Raw genomic sequence first — 14,516 nt, 5'->3', positions numbered from 1 at the left:
GCCTGACTTATTACTTAAGTCGGGCCTTTTTAATGGGCACGTACCGTACCTCACGCCGCAACCGCCCCCAGAGATACGCATGACCCTTGAGGTTCCAGCGAGCTGAAAATAGCAGCTGTCCTCATTTAATTTCCAGCAAATACTGCTAATACAATACACGCTGATTGACCGTCTCGATCAATACCCATTTCTCTCAAAAGCTTTAAATGACTTTCCTCTACACACCTATGTAACACATTTGTCATTTAGTTTCGTTAGCGTTAGTTAATCGTCATCTTATTTGGTAACTCATAGTGAGTGTGTTTAGGCTTTAGGAGATACATTTATCTGTGAGTGCAGCCAATGCAAGGGAAAAATATGAATAGAATAGAACAGGTAGAAAGTATATTAATTCACATTGATGGAGATTTGCCTATTGGCACTTTGCCAAAGCACCAGAAAATGGCAAGCAGCCCCTTTCTATTTCTGCGTGGTAGTGCAGCATTGATGTACCATGACTTTGCCACCAACCGTATCAACATACCCGATGCGCTATTTAATATTCCTCTAACGCATATTATTGGTGATTGTCATACCGGCAACTTTGGCTTTATCAGCGAAGAAGGTTCACATGGCGATACCATTATATTTACCCCCAATGACTTTGATGATGCCTGCGTTGGACATGCAATCTGGGACCTGTTTCGATTTATAACCAGCCTATTTTTAGCACGTCTCCACGCCAGCGAATTACAAATGAGTACCGATGATCTCAATATTCGGCAAAAACCTTTAGTTTCGAGTGAACAATTGCTTGAAGGGAGTAAAGAGTTTGTTCGCGCATACTTAGACGCATGTCATGGCTCTGTTCAAGATACACTGACCACACGCTCAGCGTTAACAACCTTTGATAAAGAGCACATTTTGTATAAACGCTGGCAAAAAGCGATACAAAGAAAGGCTGGGGGGGCAGCATTCACAACCAATAGCACACTGGCAAAAGAACTCGATTTTTCGCAATCTACGCTGGCATTTAAAAATGATCAAGAACGTTTCAAACGTCTTCCTCAAGGGCTTTATGATGAAATACAAACACGGTTTGCACCGTATGTGGATGATAAGATTTTAGATATCGTGGAGCGTTTGAGTGCAGGGACTGGCTCTCATAACCTCACTCGTTACTACTTACTTGTAGGCCCAGAGTCTGCAAAAACACAGGGACGAGATTTCCATTTGTGTCACATCGTTGAAATCAAGCAGCAACGTCTTGCGGCCCCCCTCCACTATTTTGCAAACCTAAGCCCTATAAATCAACTGAACCCAGCCCACCTGACGGTGAACTGCCAGCGTAAAATGCAACGTCGCCCAGACTTGGTGCTCGATGATGTTATCTGGCAAGACAAGCACTGGCTCGTACGCTCTCGTCATCACGCCAGAGTGGGATGCGATCCCGAAGATTTTATGCTTGGTAAACGTGCTGCCCTCAAAGGTGGTTTGAGTCAGTATGCTGCTAGCTGCGGTCATAGTTTGGCGCTGGCACATATGCGCGGAGACAGGCGCTCTATACTGTTTCAGCAAGCTTGTTTAGACACCATAAGTGTACATACTGAAGCGCTCGTTAATGCAGCTCAAGCGTATGCACAGCAAGTTCAAGAAGACCAAGAGTTACTAGTTTCGCTGCTTAGGAATGCTCAAACTGAGTAAGTCTTCTGCAAAATAAAGCAGCCCTTGGTAGTGCTCGTTGGCTTCACTTTTTAGCGCCTCAAGCATGCCGGGCCCATGGTAGCGCACGCTAAAATGCGTGAGTGCGAGCATAGGAATATGATGCTTTTGGGCAAACTCTGCGATGCGTTTTGCATCGGAGTGCCCAGTGTGCGTACCAACACGGAGCAAATCTGCATGGGTAAAAGTTGCCTCATGTACTAACAGGTCTATGTCATCCACGTCATTTTGCAGTTTTGCTGGCTTTTCGTTATCACCACAAATTATGATTTTCCGAGGACGCCAGCTATCAAAAGTATACTCTGTTGAGCGTAGCTTTTTACCCTCATAGGTTACATCCTGCCCTTTTTGCAGTGCGTTATAGTGTGGTCCGCTGGCAATGCCATCTGCTTCGAGTTTGGCAATTTCTAGCTTTTTAGGCACCCCGCATTCGGTAATTTGATAGCCAAAACTTGGCACTCTATGCTTAAGCTCTATCGCTTTTACTCGACAAAATGATAGCTCTAACTCCCCCGCCAATGATTCAACTGCATGGCACTGTAAGTCAAAACCTAGCTTAACATCGGTCAGGCCAAGGCTTAAGTGAATAAATTGAATAAGCTTTTGAGGCGCGATTAAGGTGACAGGCTGCGTGCGCCCATGTAAAGACATACTCGACAGCATACCTGGCAAACCATAGCAATGATCACCGTGAATATGGGTAATACAGATCACAGCCACTTTCGCTGGTGACAAAGATGTCGATAGCAGTTGATGTTGCGTCCCTTCGGCACAGTCAACTAATAGCCACTGTTTGCTCGTTTCAAAACTCACCGCGGTAGCGGACATATTTCTAAATCGGCTGGGGCTGCCCGATGACGTGCCTAAAAATTGTACATCCATAATTTTACATCGATAAAACTTGTGTTCTGATGATCCTACCCTAATTCTAATACGTAACGGAATAACAAAGGTGAAAGTGCAATGAAAAACGAACTCGATAGCAAAACAATACTCAGCGTGTACGAATATATTCAAAAACACGGCGATGTGGCAGAAGAAGGTAAGTTGTATGGGGGCATCACCGCGTTTTCAGATATTGATGGTTACACAGTGTATTTAAAAGGCAGTGGTGTGCTAATGCGCTTTGGCTTTCACAACACTTATCATCTTGATTACGAGCACGACAAACACAAAGACGACTTTATTCGCAAAATTGAGCAAATCAAAAAGCAATTAAATGACGACTAACAACACTATGTTTTTATGAGACGAAGCAGAGCAAGACGACCAACAAAACGCGATGATAGCAGACATAAAGCGTTTATCATCGCGGCCCTTAATGAGCTTAAAACCCACCCGAATAAGCTCACCATCATTAAGCAAAATTGCCAACTTTATAAACAACAGGCCCACCTTAAAAGAGGCTTCTTAACAGCCATAGAAAGATTTGAATGGGTGCTGGAAGTTGACGATGACATCGACAGAATAATCGTTCAAATCCTCGCTGAAGATTATATTGGCAACCGACTTCGTCGCTATCCTTTATTGTTTAAAGGGGTTGTTGATGATTAATCTAGTTTGGCTAAAACGAGATTTTCGCGTTGATGATCATGCTCCACTTTATTACAGCCAACAAAACAATCGTCCAACATTATTTGTTTATGTGATTGAACCCGATTACTGGCAACTTCCAGACACAAGCGCACGACAGTTTGAGTTTATAGCTCAAAGCTTACATTCTTACACAAAGACACTTGAAAAACGCGGTGGCTATTTGTGCGTAAGAACGGGCGATGTGGTGGAGCTGTTCAGCAAAATACATCAAAAATACCCAATAAATACGCTCTACTGCCACCAAGAAACCGGTAATGATTGGACGTTTTCCCGTGATACTCGGGTATTTAACTGGTGTCGAAGCCAACAAATCTCAATTAACCAATACCCTCAGCAAGCCGTTTTTCGGGGAAAACTCAATCGCGACCATTGGCAACGCAAAGCCGCTGACTGGCTCGATAGCCCAGCCCTGAGCGCACCTTCAAAGATTAATTCCTTGCTCAATCATCACAGCGGCTTAGCACTACTTGATGACTATCTGGGTAACGACAAATTCACGGCCAAAGCAATGCAACTGGGTGGGTTACTTGCAGCAAACAACACACTGGAGAGTTTTTTTAATCACCGTATTAATCAATATCTCTTTGGGATTTCTAGCCCTTTAACATCCGTAACCAGCAGCTCAAGACTCAGTCCTTACATATGTTATGGCGTATTGAGCCTAAAACAAGTACTTAAACAAGCCATTTCATTACAAGTGAATAAACGTCAAAAGGCGGGGTTCATTGCCCGCTTGCATTGGCATAGTCATTTTGTGCAAAAGCTGGAGTCTGAACCGCGCTATGCTCGACAGGCTATACACAAGTCGCTAATTAATATGCGTACCAATGAATTTGATACACACTTATTTGAACGTTGGAAAGCGGGCTGTACGGGCGTGCCTTTTGTTGATGCTTGTATGCGTATGCTTAACCAAACAGGTTGGTTGAACTTTAGAATGCGCGCCATGTTAGTCTCCTATGCAAGCTATCATTTGTGGCTTGATTGGCCACAAACTGCCGCTTACTTGGCCAGCACTTTTATCGACTATGAGCCTGGTATTCACTACCCGCAGATACAAATGCAATCAGGCACTACGGGTATCAATCCCTTTCGTATTTATAACCCCGTCACCCAAGGGCAAAAGTATGATGCCGACGGCACATTTATTCGAAAATACCTACCAGAGCTTGACCATGTACCAAACAGCTACATCCACACGCCATGGTTATATAGCGGCTTAAAAACAGACCGATATGAAAAGCCAAATAGAACCCCAGATGACGGAGCTAGGCGCGCCAAGGAAAAAATTTCACAGTACTATAAAAACCATATCGACAGCAGTGAAACACAAAGAGTTATCAGAACGCATGCTTCTAGGCAAAACCGCAAGCATCGCAAGCCCACTACCTCTTCGTCGGTGCAACTGCGCTTACTTTGATTTCCCCGAAAAAGGGTATAGTGCAAACCTTCCAATAAATCCGCTGAGTATAGTTTGCGTAAAAGTTAAACCCTTCGAATAATAAACGCTCAAAGCACAATAAACATGGTTACTTCATCCCAAGATTAAGGTTAATTAACGAATCTCTGTGACCAAAAAGATAAAAAATGTTAAATTACGGCAATTTTTTGAATATTAGAGATTGTTTGCTATGTCAAATGCTGTAGAGACACAAGCGCAGGAGCAACCTGATAATCAACAGGGCAAAGGTTGGTTTAATCGATTTTTAGCCACTGTTGAGTTTTTAGGCAACATGCTTCCCCACCCGATTACATTGTTCGCTATGTTTTGTATTGCCATCGTGTTGTTCAGTGGTATCGCTGACTGGATGGGATTGAGTGCTATTGACCCTCGCCCCGAAGGTGCTAAAGGACGTGATCCAGATGGTGTTATAGAGGTCGTGAGCCTGCTCAGTGCCGAAGGTCTACAAAAAATCGTAACAGGACTGGTAACAAACTTTACTGGCTTTGCGCCACTTGGCACCGTGCTCGTTGCCCTACTTGGTGTCAGTGTTGCCGAACATTCTGGCTTACTCTCAGCGGCAATGCGCGGCATGGTAATGGGCGCATCAAAGCGCTTGGTAACCTTTATGGTGGTCTTTGCTGCAATCTTATCGAATACTGCTTCAGAACTTGGCTATGTGGTACTTATCCCATTAGCGGCTATGATTTTTCACAGTTTAGGACGCCATCCTCTAGCGGGTCTAGCAGCGGCTTTCGCCGGTGTATCTGGCGGGTATAGTGCCAACTTATTGTTAGGTACAATTGACCCACTACTTGCCGGTATTACCACGCCTGCAGCGCAGATGATAGACCCAAGTTATCAGGTAGGCCCAGAAGCAAACTGGTATTTCATGATGATTTCGGTGTTTTTAATAGCCATCGTCGGTACTTTAGTCACTGAAAAGATCGTAGAGCCTCGCTTAGGTAAATATAACCCAGATGAAGCCAGTATCGATTTAGGCCAAAACAACATCGAACACTTAAGTGCCACAGAGAAGTCTGGCCTGAAATGGGCAGGTGTTACATTACTGATTGTATCTGCACTCCTAGCACTCACCATTGTGCCAGAGAACGGCATTTTACGTCACCCAGAGACTGGCGAAGTGGCAGGTTCACCATTCCTTAAAGGCATTGTAGTATTTATTTTTGTCACCTTTGCTATCCCAGGCTTTGTTTATGGTCGCGTTGTAGGCACCATGAAAAATGACAGAGACGTCATTGATGCGATGAGCAAATCAATGAGCTCAATGGGTATGTACATCGTTCTGGTATTTTTTGCTGCGCAGTTTGTGGCGTTCTTTAAGTGGACAAACCTAGGAACCATCTTGGCTATCAATGGTGCGGCTTTGTTACAAGCGTTAAACCTAACGGGCCCTGAAGTATTTGTACTGTTTATTTTTATGTGTGCTTTGGTAAACCTAAGCCTTGGCTCTTCATCAGCACAATGGGCTGTAACAGCCCCCATCTTCGTTCCTATGCTGATGTTGGTAGGTTATGCGCCAGAGACCATTCAGGCCGCTTATCGTATCGGTGATTCCGTCACCAACTTGATCACCCCCATGATGAGTTATTTTGGTTTAATTCTTGCCGTCGCAACCAAATACAAAAAAGACATGGGGATCGGTACACTCGTAGCAACTATGCTGCCATACAGTATGTTCTTCTTCATTGGTTGGGTTGCGCTGTTTTACATTTGGGTATTTGGTTTCGGGTTACCAGTAGGACCCAACTCACCCATCTATTACACGCCTTAACGTGTTAAAAAACGCCAGCATCCGCTGGCGTTTTTAGTTTCAGGGCAAATAAATTCGGTACAACAAATTATAAAATACTGACATAATGACAAAATTAGAGTTGTTAAAAGGCAATCGCTCACCTACAGTTCAGTAGAACTTGCCAAAAAAGGAGCTTAGGTTTCTGACGAAACATTCATTATTCAAAAGGTAGTTTATGTATACACTCTTTTATTACCCACGCAATGCGAGCCTTGCACCGCACTTCGTGTTGAAGGCACTAAAGGTGCCGTATCAGTTAGAGCTTGTTGATCGCAAGAAAGTCGTACAAAAATCTGCTCAATATTTAAAATTAAACCCCACTGGCCGCATTCCCACTTTGGTTGACGATGACTTTGTTCTGTTTGAAAGTGCTGCTATCTGCTTATATTTATGTGAAAAGCACCCCGAAGGTCATTTGATTCCTGAAGCGCCTAAAGCCAAAGCCGAGTTTTACCAATGGCTGATGTATTTAACCACCACCTTGCAAAATGAACTTATGGTGTATTACTACCCAGAGCGCCACACGCAAAGTGCGATTATGTACGATGACATTGTCAATACTCAGCAATCTAGGATCTCTGAATGCTTAGAGCTGCTGAACCAACATATTGGTGACAAAACTTATATGGTCAACGATCAGTTTACTGTGTGTGATTGCTATATGTTTATGCTTTGTATCTGGGCCGATGAGCTTAAAAAGCCGCCCTTGAGTTTCCCAAACTTAAACCGCTACCTAAAAACCTTAGCCAAACACTCAGCCATCAAAGCAGTGTGTGAAGAAGAAGATACCGACTTAAGCGCATATAAATAGCCTCTAGCCGATTACCATGGGGATGAACACTTGTACCCCATGGTCTGAAACAACCTACAATTACTTTGTCATTACAACCTCAATACCAAACAATAAAGTTGCTAACGAAACACAGTTTAATAATCCTCCCTTTGAGCCTTAGCGGTTAGCTTGTTAAAATTGGATATGCTCTAATACCACAAAAATCATTCATTTCATTTATGCTTTCTCAATTTCAACAGTTACTAGAGAACAATACTCTAAGCCATGATATTGCGCAGCAACGCGCACTACATGCACTTGCGCAACTACAGGCAGGCTTAGCACACGGCCACGCTTGTAAGGGTATTTATTTACATGGGCCTGTTGGTCGCGGAAAAACGATGCTGATGGACCTGTTCTATCGTACTTTGTCTGACGATATACCCAAACAGCGACTTCACTTTCATCACTTTATGACTCAAGTACACAATGCGCTCAATGCGATTCAAGGCCAAATTAACCCGCTCGCGCAGATAGCTAAGCGCTGGGCCGATAAAGTCAACGTGCTATGTTTTGATGAGTTCCATGTCAGTGATATTGGCGATGCCATGATTATGGCAAGGTTATTTGAGCAACTTTTTACGCATGGCGTAACACTGGTCGCAACTTCTAATTGCCACCCACAAACGCTTTATCGCAATGGTCTTCAACGACAACGGTTTCTCCCCACCATTGACCTACTTGAGCAACATTGTGACATTGTTAATGTCGCTGGTGATGTAGACCACCGTTTTGCTAAAGGTTTTGATAGTAAATATTATTTTGTAAATGAACGCACCTCATTTGAAAGTCTATTTACACAAGTTCAAGGCCAGCTTTTTGATCATCACATCACAATATGTAATCGCCCCGTTGTAGCGATGGGCACCGCTCAAAACGCCATTGCTTTTGATTTCTATGCGCTGTGTAGTGCACCAAGGGCCACCGCTGACTACATAGCACTGACACAGCAATACCGCGCTATTTTTATCGCTAATGTGCCAGTGATGGGTTCAAAACCGTTGCAGCACACTACAACACAAGGGGTTGAAGACGGTTATCAGCGTGAGTCTCACCTAGATAATAGCCATCTACTGGACGATCATGCTCGACGCTTTATCGCGCTTATTGATGAATGTTATGAGCAGAAATGTCTAGTCGTGGTACACGCTCACGCTCAATTACAACAGCTTTATATGGGTGAGCAACTGGCTTTTGAATTCGAACGCACCAAAAGCCGACTGGTTGAAATGCAACAGTGGACGTTAGATTAAGCCGCTTTACCAGCTAATTAGTGAATATCAGGCAGAACATCTAAGCCGTTTGCGCTTAGATGCTCTATTTAGTGTTAAAAGTAGTGTTGGTGTTGGGCTGATAGTTTTAAGTGCGGTGGTCGTAAATAACTGCGATATAGATAGCGATACTCTTTGTTAATGCGCGCCTGTTTACTGGTTTTTTGTTCGCCCTCACCGGTGAGCAATGACGTCAAAAACGACTTAAAGTTGTCTTTATGCTGCGCAGCCAGTTGCGTGAGCTTGTCATTGTAACCGTCATAAAAATCTGAGCGCAAGTTGCGTGAGCTTGTCATTGTAACCGTCATAAAAATCTGAGCGCAAGTTGCGTTGTAATGCTCTAAGACCAGCAAGATCATGTTGTGATAAGTACCTGATTGCCAGATAAGACCATTGATATATTTGCTCATTGCTTTGCCCATACTTGGTTGCAAATATACTCTCTAAATCAAGCCACTGATCTTGATTGGTATCACGCAATACTTGAATGGCCTTGAGATTTTCATCGCCTTTTGCAATCAGCTCAGCCAATCCCTCGCTCCACCATACTAACTTCTGCGGAAAGTGCCCAAAGGCCCCATATTTGTTAAAACGCCCATCCAAGTAATGTACATACTCATGGTTTAGATTCCACACCTTAAACTTATCATCGGTCCAAAACGCCTGAAAGCTATAAAATGTTGCTTGATTATTTGGGTCGCTCGGCGTGCCTTCAATGTACATGCCGCCGTTGTCGGTGTGAATATCAAATAATAGTTGGCCATAGCGATTGTAGTCGCTGTAGTTATCGAAAATCACAACCTGCAATGCGTGGTTGTAATCATTTGCCACACTGCGCATTTTGGTGGCAAACAATTGATGAAAGTCTTGCTCTTGTGACGTTAGCCTTTTACAGGAATAGGCTAGCTGTTCATCATCCAAAGACGTAGCGCGGATCCACAGCCTATCTGAGCATTTGTGTTTAATCGGCAACACGGTATCAATATCAAAACTAATGCAACGCCCTTGCTGGCTTTCATTGCATTCACTCAAGCCACGAAAGCTATTCACTAAGTAGTTGCTGGCGTACCAAGTTTGCTTATCCTTTGTCGAAGCCCCGCTGATACTTTCAAGCTTTGACCACACTCTCTCATCAAGTTGTTGTTGCTGGGTTTGTGGTATCAGTTGATGAATGTAGCCAAGGCTCCACAGCGCGTGATCTCTGCGCCATGATGACTGAGATATCTCATCCACTAAGATATTGATAAGCGCCGATTGGTTTGCAAATAGCGTTGATAACTCAGGCTCTCTGCGCGCCATAAAAGCGCTAAAACCAATTGCTCGATAGAGTTCCCATCGCGCATAGTCATGCCCTAACCCTTCAACATCACCAAGGGTTTTGAACAACGTTACCAATGCTGTCAATTGCTTTGGCCAGTCTGTTAGCTCTTTTTCTTGGGTGAGCAAACGATAGACCAGTACCGCATAATTCTCAGCAAAGCGGGTTTGGTCAGCTTCATTAGGCGCATTTTTGAATAACTTTAACAGTACGTTCGACAAAGATTGATAATCATCGGTATTAAGGCTATCTAAATCTGCAAAATAACTAAACCCGCGCAAATCGTACAACACGCTATTGATTGCCTTCCAGTCGGGGTGCTTGAGTGTAGTTTGATAATCTAGATAACTGAGTGCCTGAGCGAAATGTTGTTTATCTATATTGTGTTGCCACCAGCCGCCTGCTGGGCCAACGGGTAAAGTTTCACTCATTGAGGAGGCAGGTTTAACACTGTTACACGCACTTAATATGGCTATCGACAGTGAGATAAAAACGATTTTGTTCAACATGGCATGACAGGCTTTATCACCTGCTCCTTATTATTACTTTAAAATAATATACAATATACCAAATGTACTTTCAATCTTAGTTGTTGTTTTTTGCCTATTTAAGTTAAGGTGGGTTGCTTAACGTATAGAGGTCACTTGATGAAAAAAATCGCTTTGTTTGTAGATGTGCAAAATATTTACTACACCTGCAAGCAGTCTTTGGGAAAGAACTTTGATTACAACGCCTTTTGGGCACACGCCAAGCAACTAGGCGATATTGAATATGCTTATGCCTATGCCACCTATCGCGGTGATAATAAGCAAACGCAGTTTCAAAACATTCTTCGAGCAATTGGCTTTGAGGTTAAGCTCAAACCTTACATTCAACGCGCTGATGGGTCTAAAAAAGGTGATTGGGATGTGGGGATCACCATAGATATGATGGAAACAGCCAAACAAGTGGATGAAGTTATACTGCTATCTGGCGACGGAGACTTCGCCATTTTGCTTGCTCACTTGCGTAATCAATACGGTGTCTCAAGCCGCGTATACGGCGCACCTAAGCTTACCTCTCAATTACTTATGGATAGCTGTGATGTATTTAGCGCAATTGATGATGCATTATTGCTCTCATAAACCCGCAGCTAGATACACATCATTGATTTAAACGATAGGTAAAAAACCGCAAGTATCGCGGATCACGAGCAATTATGTGTTGTGGTGGGATTATTAAGGCAGTTTGACTGTCGACTATGAGCATTCAAGAGACGGTCGCCAATGTTACCTTCATTCTACAAAGCGGTCGTTCAGCCAACTCATTTCTGCCCCAAAATGGGTTAATGTAAATGCTCTAAGGGCGGCTTTGAGCGAGGAACGTCTGTAGAGATATTAATTGCCTGAAGATCTGCTTCAGCCAAAAGCGACTTTGAAAGTTCCTGTAGGTTTGTTATACCCTTTGGTCAGCCCTGACTTATGAATCCATACTGGGAAGGATGCTTGGTTGCTGACGTCAACACTTTGATCTTTTTCGCCACTTTCGCCTACTGCTCGATAACTTTTTAGGTGTTTCCATCGCGCTGGTTTGTTTCGTATCAAATTGTTTAACCGCCACTTTTATTCTTATATTTATAATAACTACGATGTTAAGCTCCACCATTACTATTTACTTTTTGGTCTTATTGGGACTATTATTGACCTACTCTTTAGCGATTTTGGGCTTTGACATTCTAGCCTAGTCGGGCGATTAGCCAGACTCTAACTTATTGAGCACATCTAGGGTTGCGTTATATAAATTTATACCGATCCTTCGTGCCTCAGGAGCGGCATAAATTTATATAACGCTTCCTCTAGTAAAGAGTATTGATAATGCGGGCTTTGCCCGCTTTTCTTTATTTATATTTCTGTAGGCTAGATTTTTGACACAAGGATATGAAAACACTATACAAGAGCAGTTTTCGCAACTAATACATGATAATTTTCATGTTCAGCTAAGTGTGAAGACTTTGTTTGTGTGCGGAGGCGAAGTTGACCCACGAAGTGTCGTTCCTAAAAGCTATAGAGATAACCTTCTACATTACACCGCTTCCAAAAACATTGAATTCCACGATTCTATAGTTCGGGCAGAAGAGTTTAAGGACTATTACAAGGATGATAATTATAGCGACTTACTTACCTTTGAAGATGACATAGCCTATCTGTCTACTTTAGTAATTATATTTTTAGAAAGCCCTGGTTCTTTGGTTGAACTGGGATTGTATTGTTCCCGCCCCCAGTTTTATAAAAAATTACTTATTGTTGCTCCAGAAGAAGAAGTTGCAGGTGAGGATTCATTTATCTATTTGGGGCCACTGGAATACATTAAAAAGAAGTCATCTGATTCGGTGTTGGTATACCCCTTCCCAAAGAATGAAGAAGAGTATGACGAATTATCCTCACAAGATTTATGTAATGAAATTCAGGCCAAAATAGACAAATCCAATGACACTGAAAAATTCGATTTAAACAACTCAGGTCACCTTTCACTTATAATTGCTGAGTTAATTAGGCTTTGTTATCCAATACAAATTGGCGAAATTGAAATTTGCTTCGAGTCTTTGGGGATTGAGATTCGACAAGGTCAAGTTCGACGTCTTTTGTATTTGTTACAAAAAATGGGGTTTGTTGCAAAGAAAAGTTATGGCCGTAATACATACTATTATCCATGCTTGCCAGAACAGAAACTAGTCAACTTTGGTAAAACAAAAAAAGGTAAAACACTGGATAGCCAAACATTATTCATGGACGTGCGGCAGTCGTTTGTTGCTATTGACGATGCTCACTCAAACAAAAGAAAAGGTGCTCTTCGTCAAATCAACGAGCTTATGGAAGGGGGAAGGTGAATGAATTTCCTAAGTAAGCTAAATGATGCATTAATGATTGGTGAAAAGGCTTTACTGTCTTTTATTCTTACCTCTCCACATAGATATAAAAAGTATGAAATTAATAAACGAAACGGCAAAGGTAAGAGATTAATTGCTCACCCGTCAAAGCAGCTTAAATATATTCAACGGCTTTTAGTTAAAGAGCTAGAAGAACAGTTGCCTGTTCATGAATCTGCTATGGCATATAAAAAAGGGGTTGGTATAAAAAACAATGCGTTAGCGCATAAAGATTCAAAGTATTTACTTAAAATGGATTTTAAGGACTTCTTTTATAGCATCACCCCTGAAATGTTTTTTAAAGCCACTGCTTCAAAAGGGTTACATTATTCTGAGAGCGATAAACTAGTCTTGTCACATCTGTTGTTTTTTAGGCTTAACCGAAACAGTCCTTTAACGCTTAGTATTGGTGCGCCTAGTTCACCTTTGATTTCTAATTTTTCAATGAATCTTTTTGATGAAGCAATAAGTAATTATTGCGCAGAATTAGAAGTCACATATACACGTTATGCAGATGATATTGTGTTTTCTACAAACTCAAAAAATGCACTATTTTCAATACCTAGCAAAGTTGAAAAAACGTTAAAATCTGAGTGCTTTGGCTGTGTTAAGGTCAATACTGGTAAAACGGTATTTTCATCGAAAGCACACAATAGGCATGTGACGGGTATAACTATCTCAAATGAGGGGAAACTTTCCTTGGGAAGGGATCGTAAACGAAAGATATCTTCATTGGTTCATAAATTTGGCCTGGGTTTATTAAATGTTCGCGAAATCAATGAACTTAGAGGGTTATTGGCATTTGCGAGCGATATTGAGCCTCTATTTTTAGCAAGGCTTCGCGGAAAGTATGGGAGCAAATGTCTAAGTTCCATTAGTAACTATAAGCAAGAAGAATAATTGTCGTAAGGTTGCCGACACCTTTTGTATCTAACTTAAAGGCCCGCTTGTAGCACAAAACCGACCTTAAGCACACGAACTCCACTCATTCCTGTCCAAATACGAGTTGGGCGAACGTCTGTTATTGCAATTAGATTTAAGATATTAAGCTGCTGTTGGACGGCCGAGTTTGACACTTAACGAAACTAACCACTTGAATTAGATGATAAGAAAATGAACACAAGCTTGTATTTGTATGATGTGTAAAACCCACTTTTAAGACAATTCAATAGATATCGACCGTTCGTGACGCGACGATGATCATACCCACGGTTTGCTCTCCTTTTCTTTTGCTCGAATCTGAATTGATTTGATGTATATATGAATAACTTAACGACGCACGCAGCGCAAAAGAGCATGCCACTTTGAGTTCATTCATGACTTCTTTTATTTTGCTTTGTACATCTTTCGTTTCAATTACTTTCTTTTCTGGTGCGAGCAAGAACAACGCGATAAGTCGTATTACAATCATTTTTGTCGGATGGCGGCGCTGCGCGCCTTATACCGAGCTACGCCAAAAGGTAGGTTGGTTAAGCCGAAGGCGCCACCCAACAAAGTACCTTTTTGTTTTTTATGTAGGTTTGGTCAACATTCTCAAGCACGTTTATAACCAGTGGCCTAAATAGCTTGGTTTAGAAAAGTTTGGGGAGGTGATCGATATATTACTCGACGTTATATTTTATCCTTAAATACAACT

14 protein-coding genes are annotated in these 14,516 nt (G+C 42.2%); 10 read left to right on the top strand and 4 right to left on the bottom strand.

What is annotated here, in order from left to right:
• The first annotated feature begins 357 nt into the window (after positions 1-357).
• Complete coding sequence (locus L1070_RS02320; RefSeq protein WP_237124323.1) at positions 358-1,683, top strand: DUF2252 family protein; 1,326 nt, start codon at positions 358-360, stop codon at positions 1,681-1,683.
• On the opposite strand, the gene L1070_RS02315 is transcribed toward L1070_RS02320, so the two are convergent.
• Positions 1,648-2,583 carry a ribonuclease Z gene (locus L1070_RS02315; protein WP_237124322.1) on the bottom strand — a complete coding sequence of 312 codons (936 nt, stop codon included), beginning with the start codon at positions 2,581-2,583 and terminating at the stop codon, positions 1,648-1,650. The two genes, L1070_RS02320 and L1070_RS02315, sit on opposite strands and share 36 nt — an antisense overlap.
• Positions 2,584-2,664: 81 nt before the next feature.
• Between L1070_RS02315 and L1070_RS02310 the strand changes: the two genes are divergently transcribed.
• From L1070_RS02310 to zapE, 6 genes are all read left to right on the top strand, one after another.
• Entirely contained in the window at positions 2,665-2,931 is a 267-nt protein-coding gene (locus L1070_RS02310) for a DUF3081 family protein (RefSeq protein WP_237124321.1), read from the top strand.
• 15 nt (positions 2,932-2,946) lie between these two features.
• Positions 2,947-3,255, top strand: a complete 309-nt coding sequence (locus L1070_RS02305; protein WP_237124320.1) for a hypothetical protein — start codon at positions 2,947-2,949, stop codon at positions 3,253-3,255.
• Positions 3,248-4,717 (top strand): FAD-binding domain-containing protein, encoded by a 1,470-nt coding sequence (locus L1070_RS02300; RefSeq protein WP_237124319.1) that lies wholly within the window; start codon positions 3,248-3,250, stop codon positions 4,715-4,717. The genes L1070_RS02305 and L1070_RS02300 overlap by 8 nt, the downstream gene beginning before the upstream one ends.
• Before the next feature lie 211 nt (positions 4,718-4,928).
• Positions 4,929-6,533, top strand: a complete 1,605-nt coding sequence (locus tag L1070_RS02295) for an AbgT family transporter (RefSeq protein ID WP_237124318.1) — start codon at positions 4,929-4,931, stop codon at positions 6,531-6,533.
• Between the two features lie 196 nt (positions 6,534-6,729).
• A complete protein-coding gene (locus L1070_RS02290) occupies positions 6,730-7,365 on the top strand; it encodes a glutathione S-transferase family protein (protein ID WP_237124317.1) in 636 nt (211 codons plus the stop codon).
• A gap of 200 nt (positions 7,366-7,565) precedes the next feature.
• Entirely contained in the window at positions 7,566-8,639 is a 1,074-nt protein-coding gene (zapE, locus tag L1070_RS02285) for a cell division protein ZapE (protein WP_237124316.1), read from the top strand.
• A gap of 74 nt (positions 8,640-8,713) precedes the next feature.
• Here zapE and L1070_RS02280 read toward each other — a convergent pair whose 3' ends face one another.
• Together L1070_RS02280 and L1070_RS02275 are read right to left on the bottom strand one after the other, a co-directional pair.
• Positions 8,714-8,953, bottom strand: a complete 240-nt coding sequence (locus L1070_RS02280) for a hypothetical protein (protein ID WP_237124315.1) — start codon at positions 8,951-8,953, stop codon at positions 8,714-8,716.
• The gene (locus tag L1070_RS02275; RefSeq protein ID WP_237124314.1) at positions 8,916-10,484 is read right to left on the bottom strand and encodes a collagenase; all 1,569 of its coding nucleotides are present in this window, start codon (positions 10,482-10,484) and stop codon (positions 8,916-8,918) included. Before L1070_RS02275 ends, L1070_RS02280 begins: the two co-directional genes overlap by 38 nt.
• 138 nt (positions 10,485-10,622) lie before the next feature.
• Between L1070_RS02275 and L1070_RS02270 the strand changes: the two genes are divergently transcribed.
• The 3 genes from L1070_RS02270 (at position 10,623) to L1070_RS02260 (ending at position 13,780) form a co-directional block, all read left to right on the top strand.
• Positions 10,623-11,099, top strand: coding sequence for an NYN domain-containing protein (locus L1070_RS02270; RefSeq protein WP_237124313.1), 477 nt, complete (start codon positions 10,623-10,625; stop codon positions 11,097-11,099).
• Positions 11,100-11,878: 779 nt separating this feature from the next.
• A complete protein-coding gene (locus tag L1070_RS02265) occupies positions 11,879-12,841 on the top strand; it encodes a retron St85 family effector protein (protein ID WP_237124312.1) in 963 nt (320 codons plus the stop codon).
• Positions 12,842-13,780, top strand: a complete 939-nt coding sequence (locus L1070_RS02260; RefSeq protein WP_237124311.1) for a retron St85 family RNA-directed DNA polymerase — start codon at positions 12,842-12,844, stop codon at positions 13,778-13,780. It begins immediately after the preceding gene.
• Positions 13,781-14,045: 265 nt separating this feature from the next.
• On the opposite strand, the gene L1070_RS02255 is transcribed toward L1070_RS02260, so the two are convergent.
• Complete coding sequence (locus L1070_RS02255; RefSeq protein ID WP_237124310.1) at positions 14,046-14,291, bottom strand: hypothetical protein; 246 nt, start codon at positions 14,289-14,291, stop codon at positions 14,046-14,048.
• Between the last annotated feature and the right edge of the window lie 225 nt (positions 14,292-14,516).

Source organism: Pseudoalteromonas sp. MMG022, assembly GCF_021654245.1.
GTDB classification, from domain to species: Bacteria; Pseudomonadota; Gammaproteobacteria; order Enterobacterales; family Alteromonadaceae; genus Pseudoalteromonas; species Pseudoalteromonas amylolytica.
The sequence above is the reverse complement of the archived record's forward strand: the minus strand, read 5'-3'. Positions and strand labels throughout refer to the sequence as shown.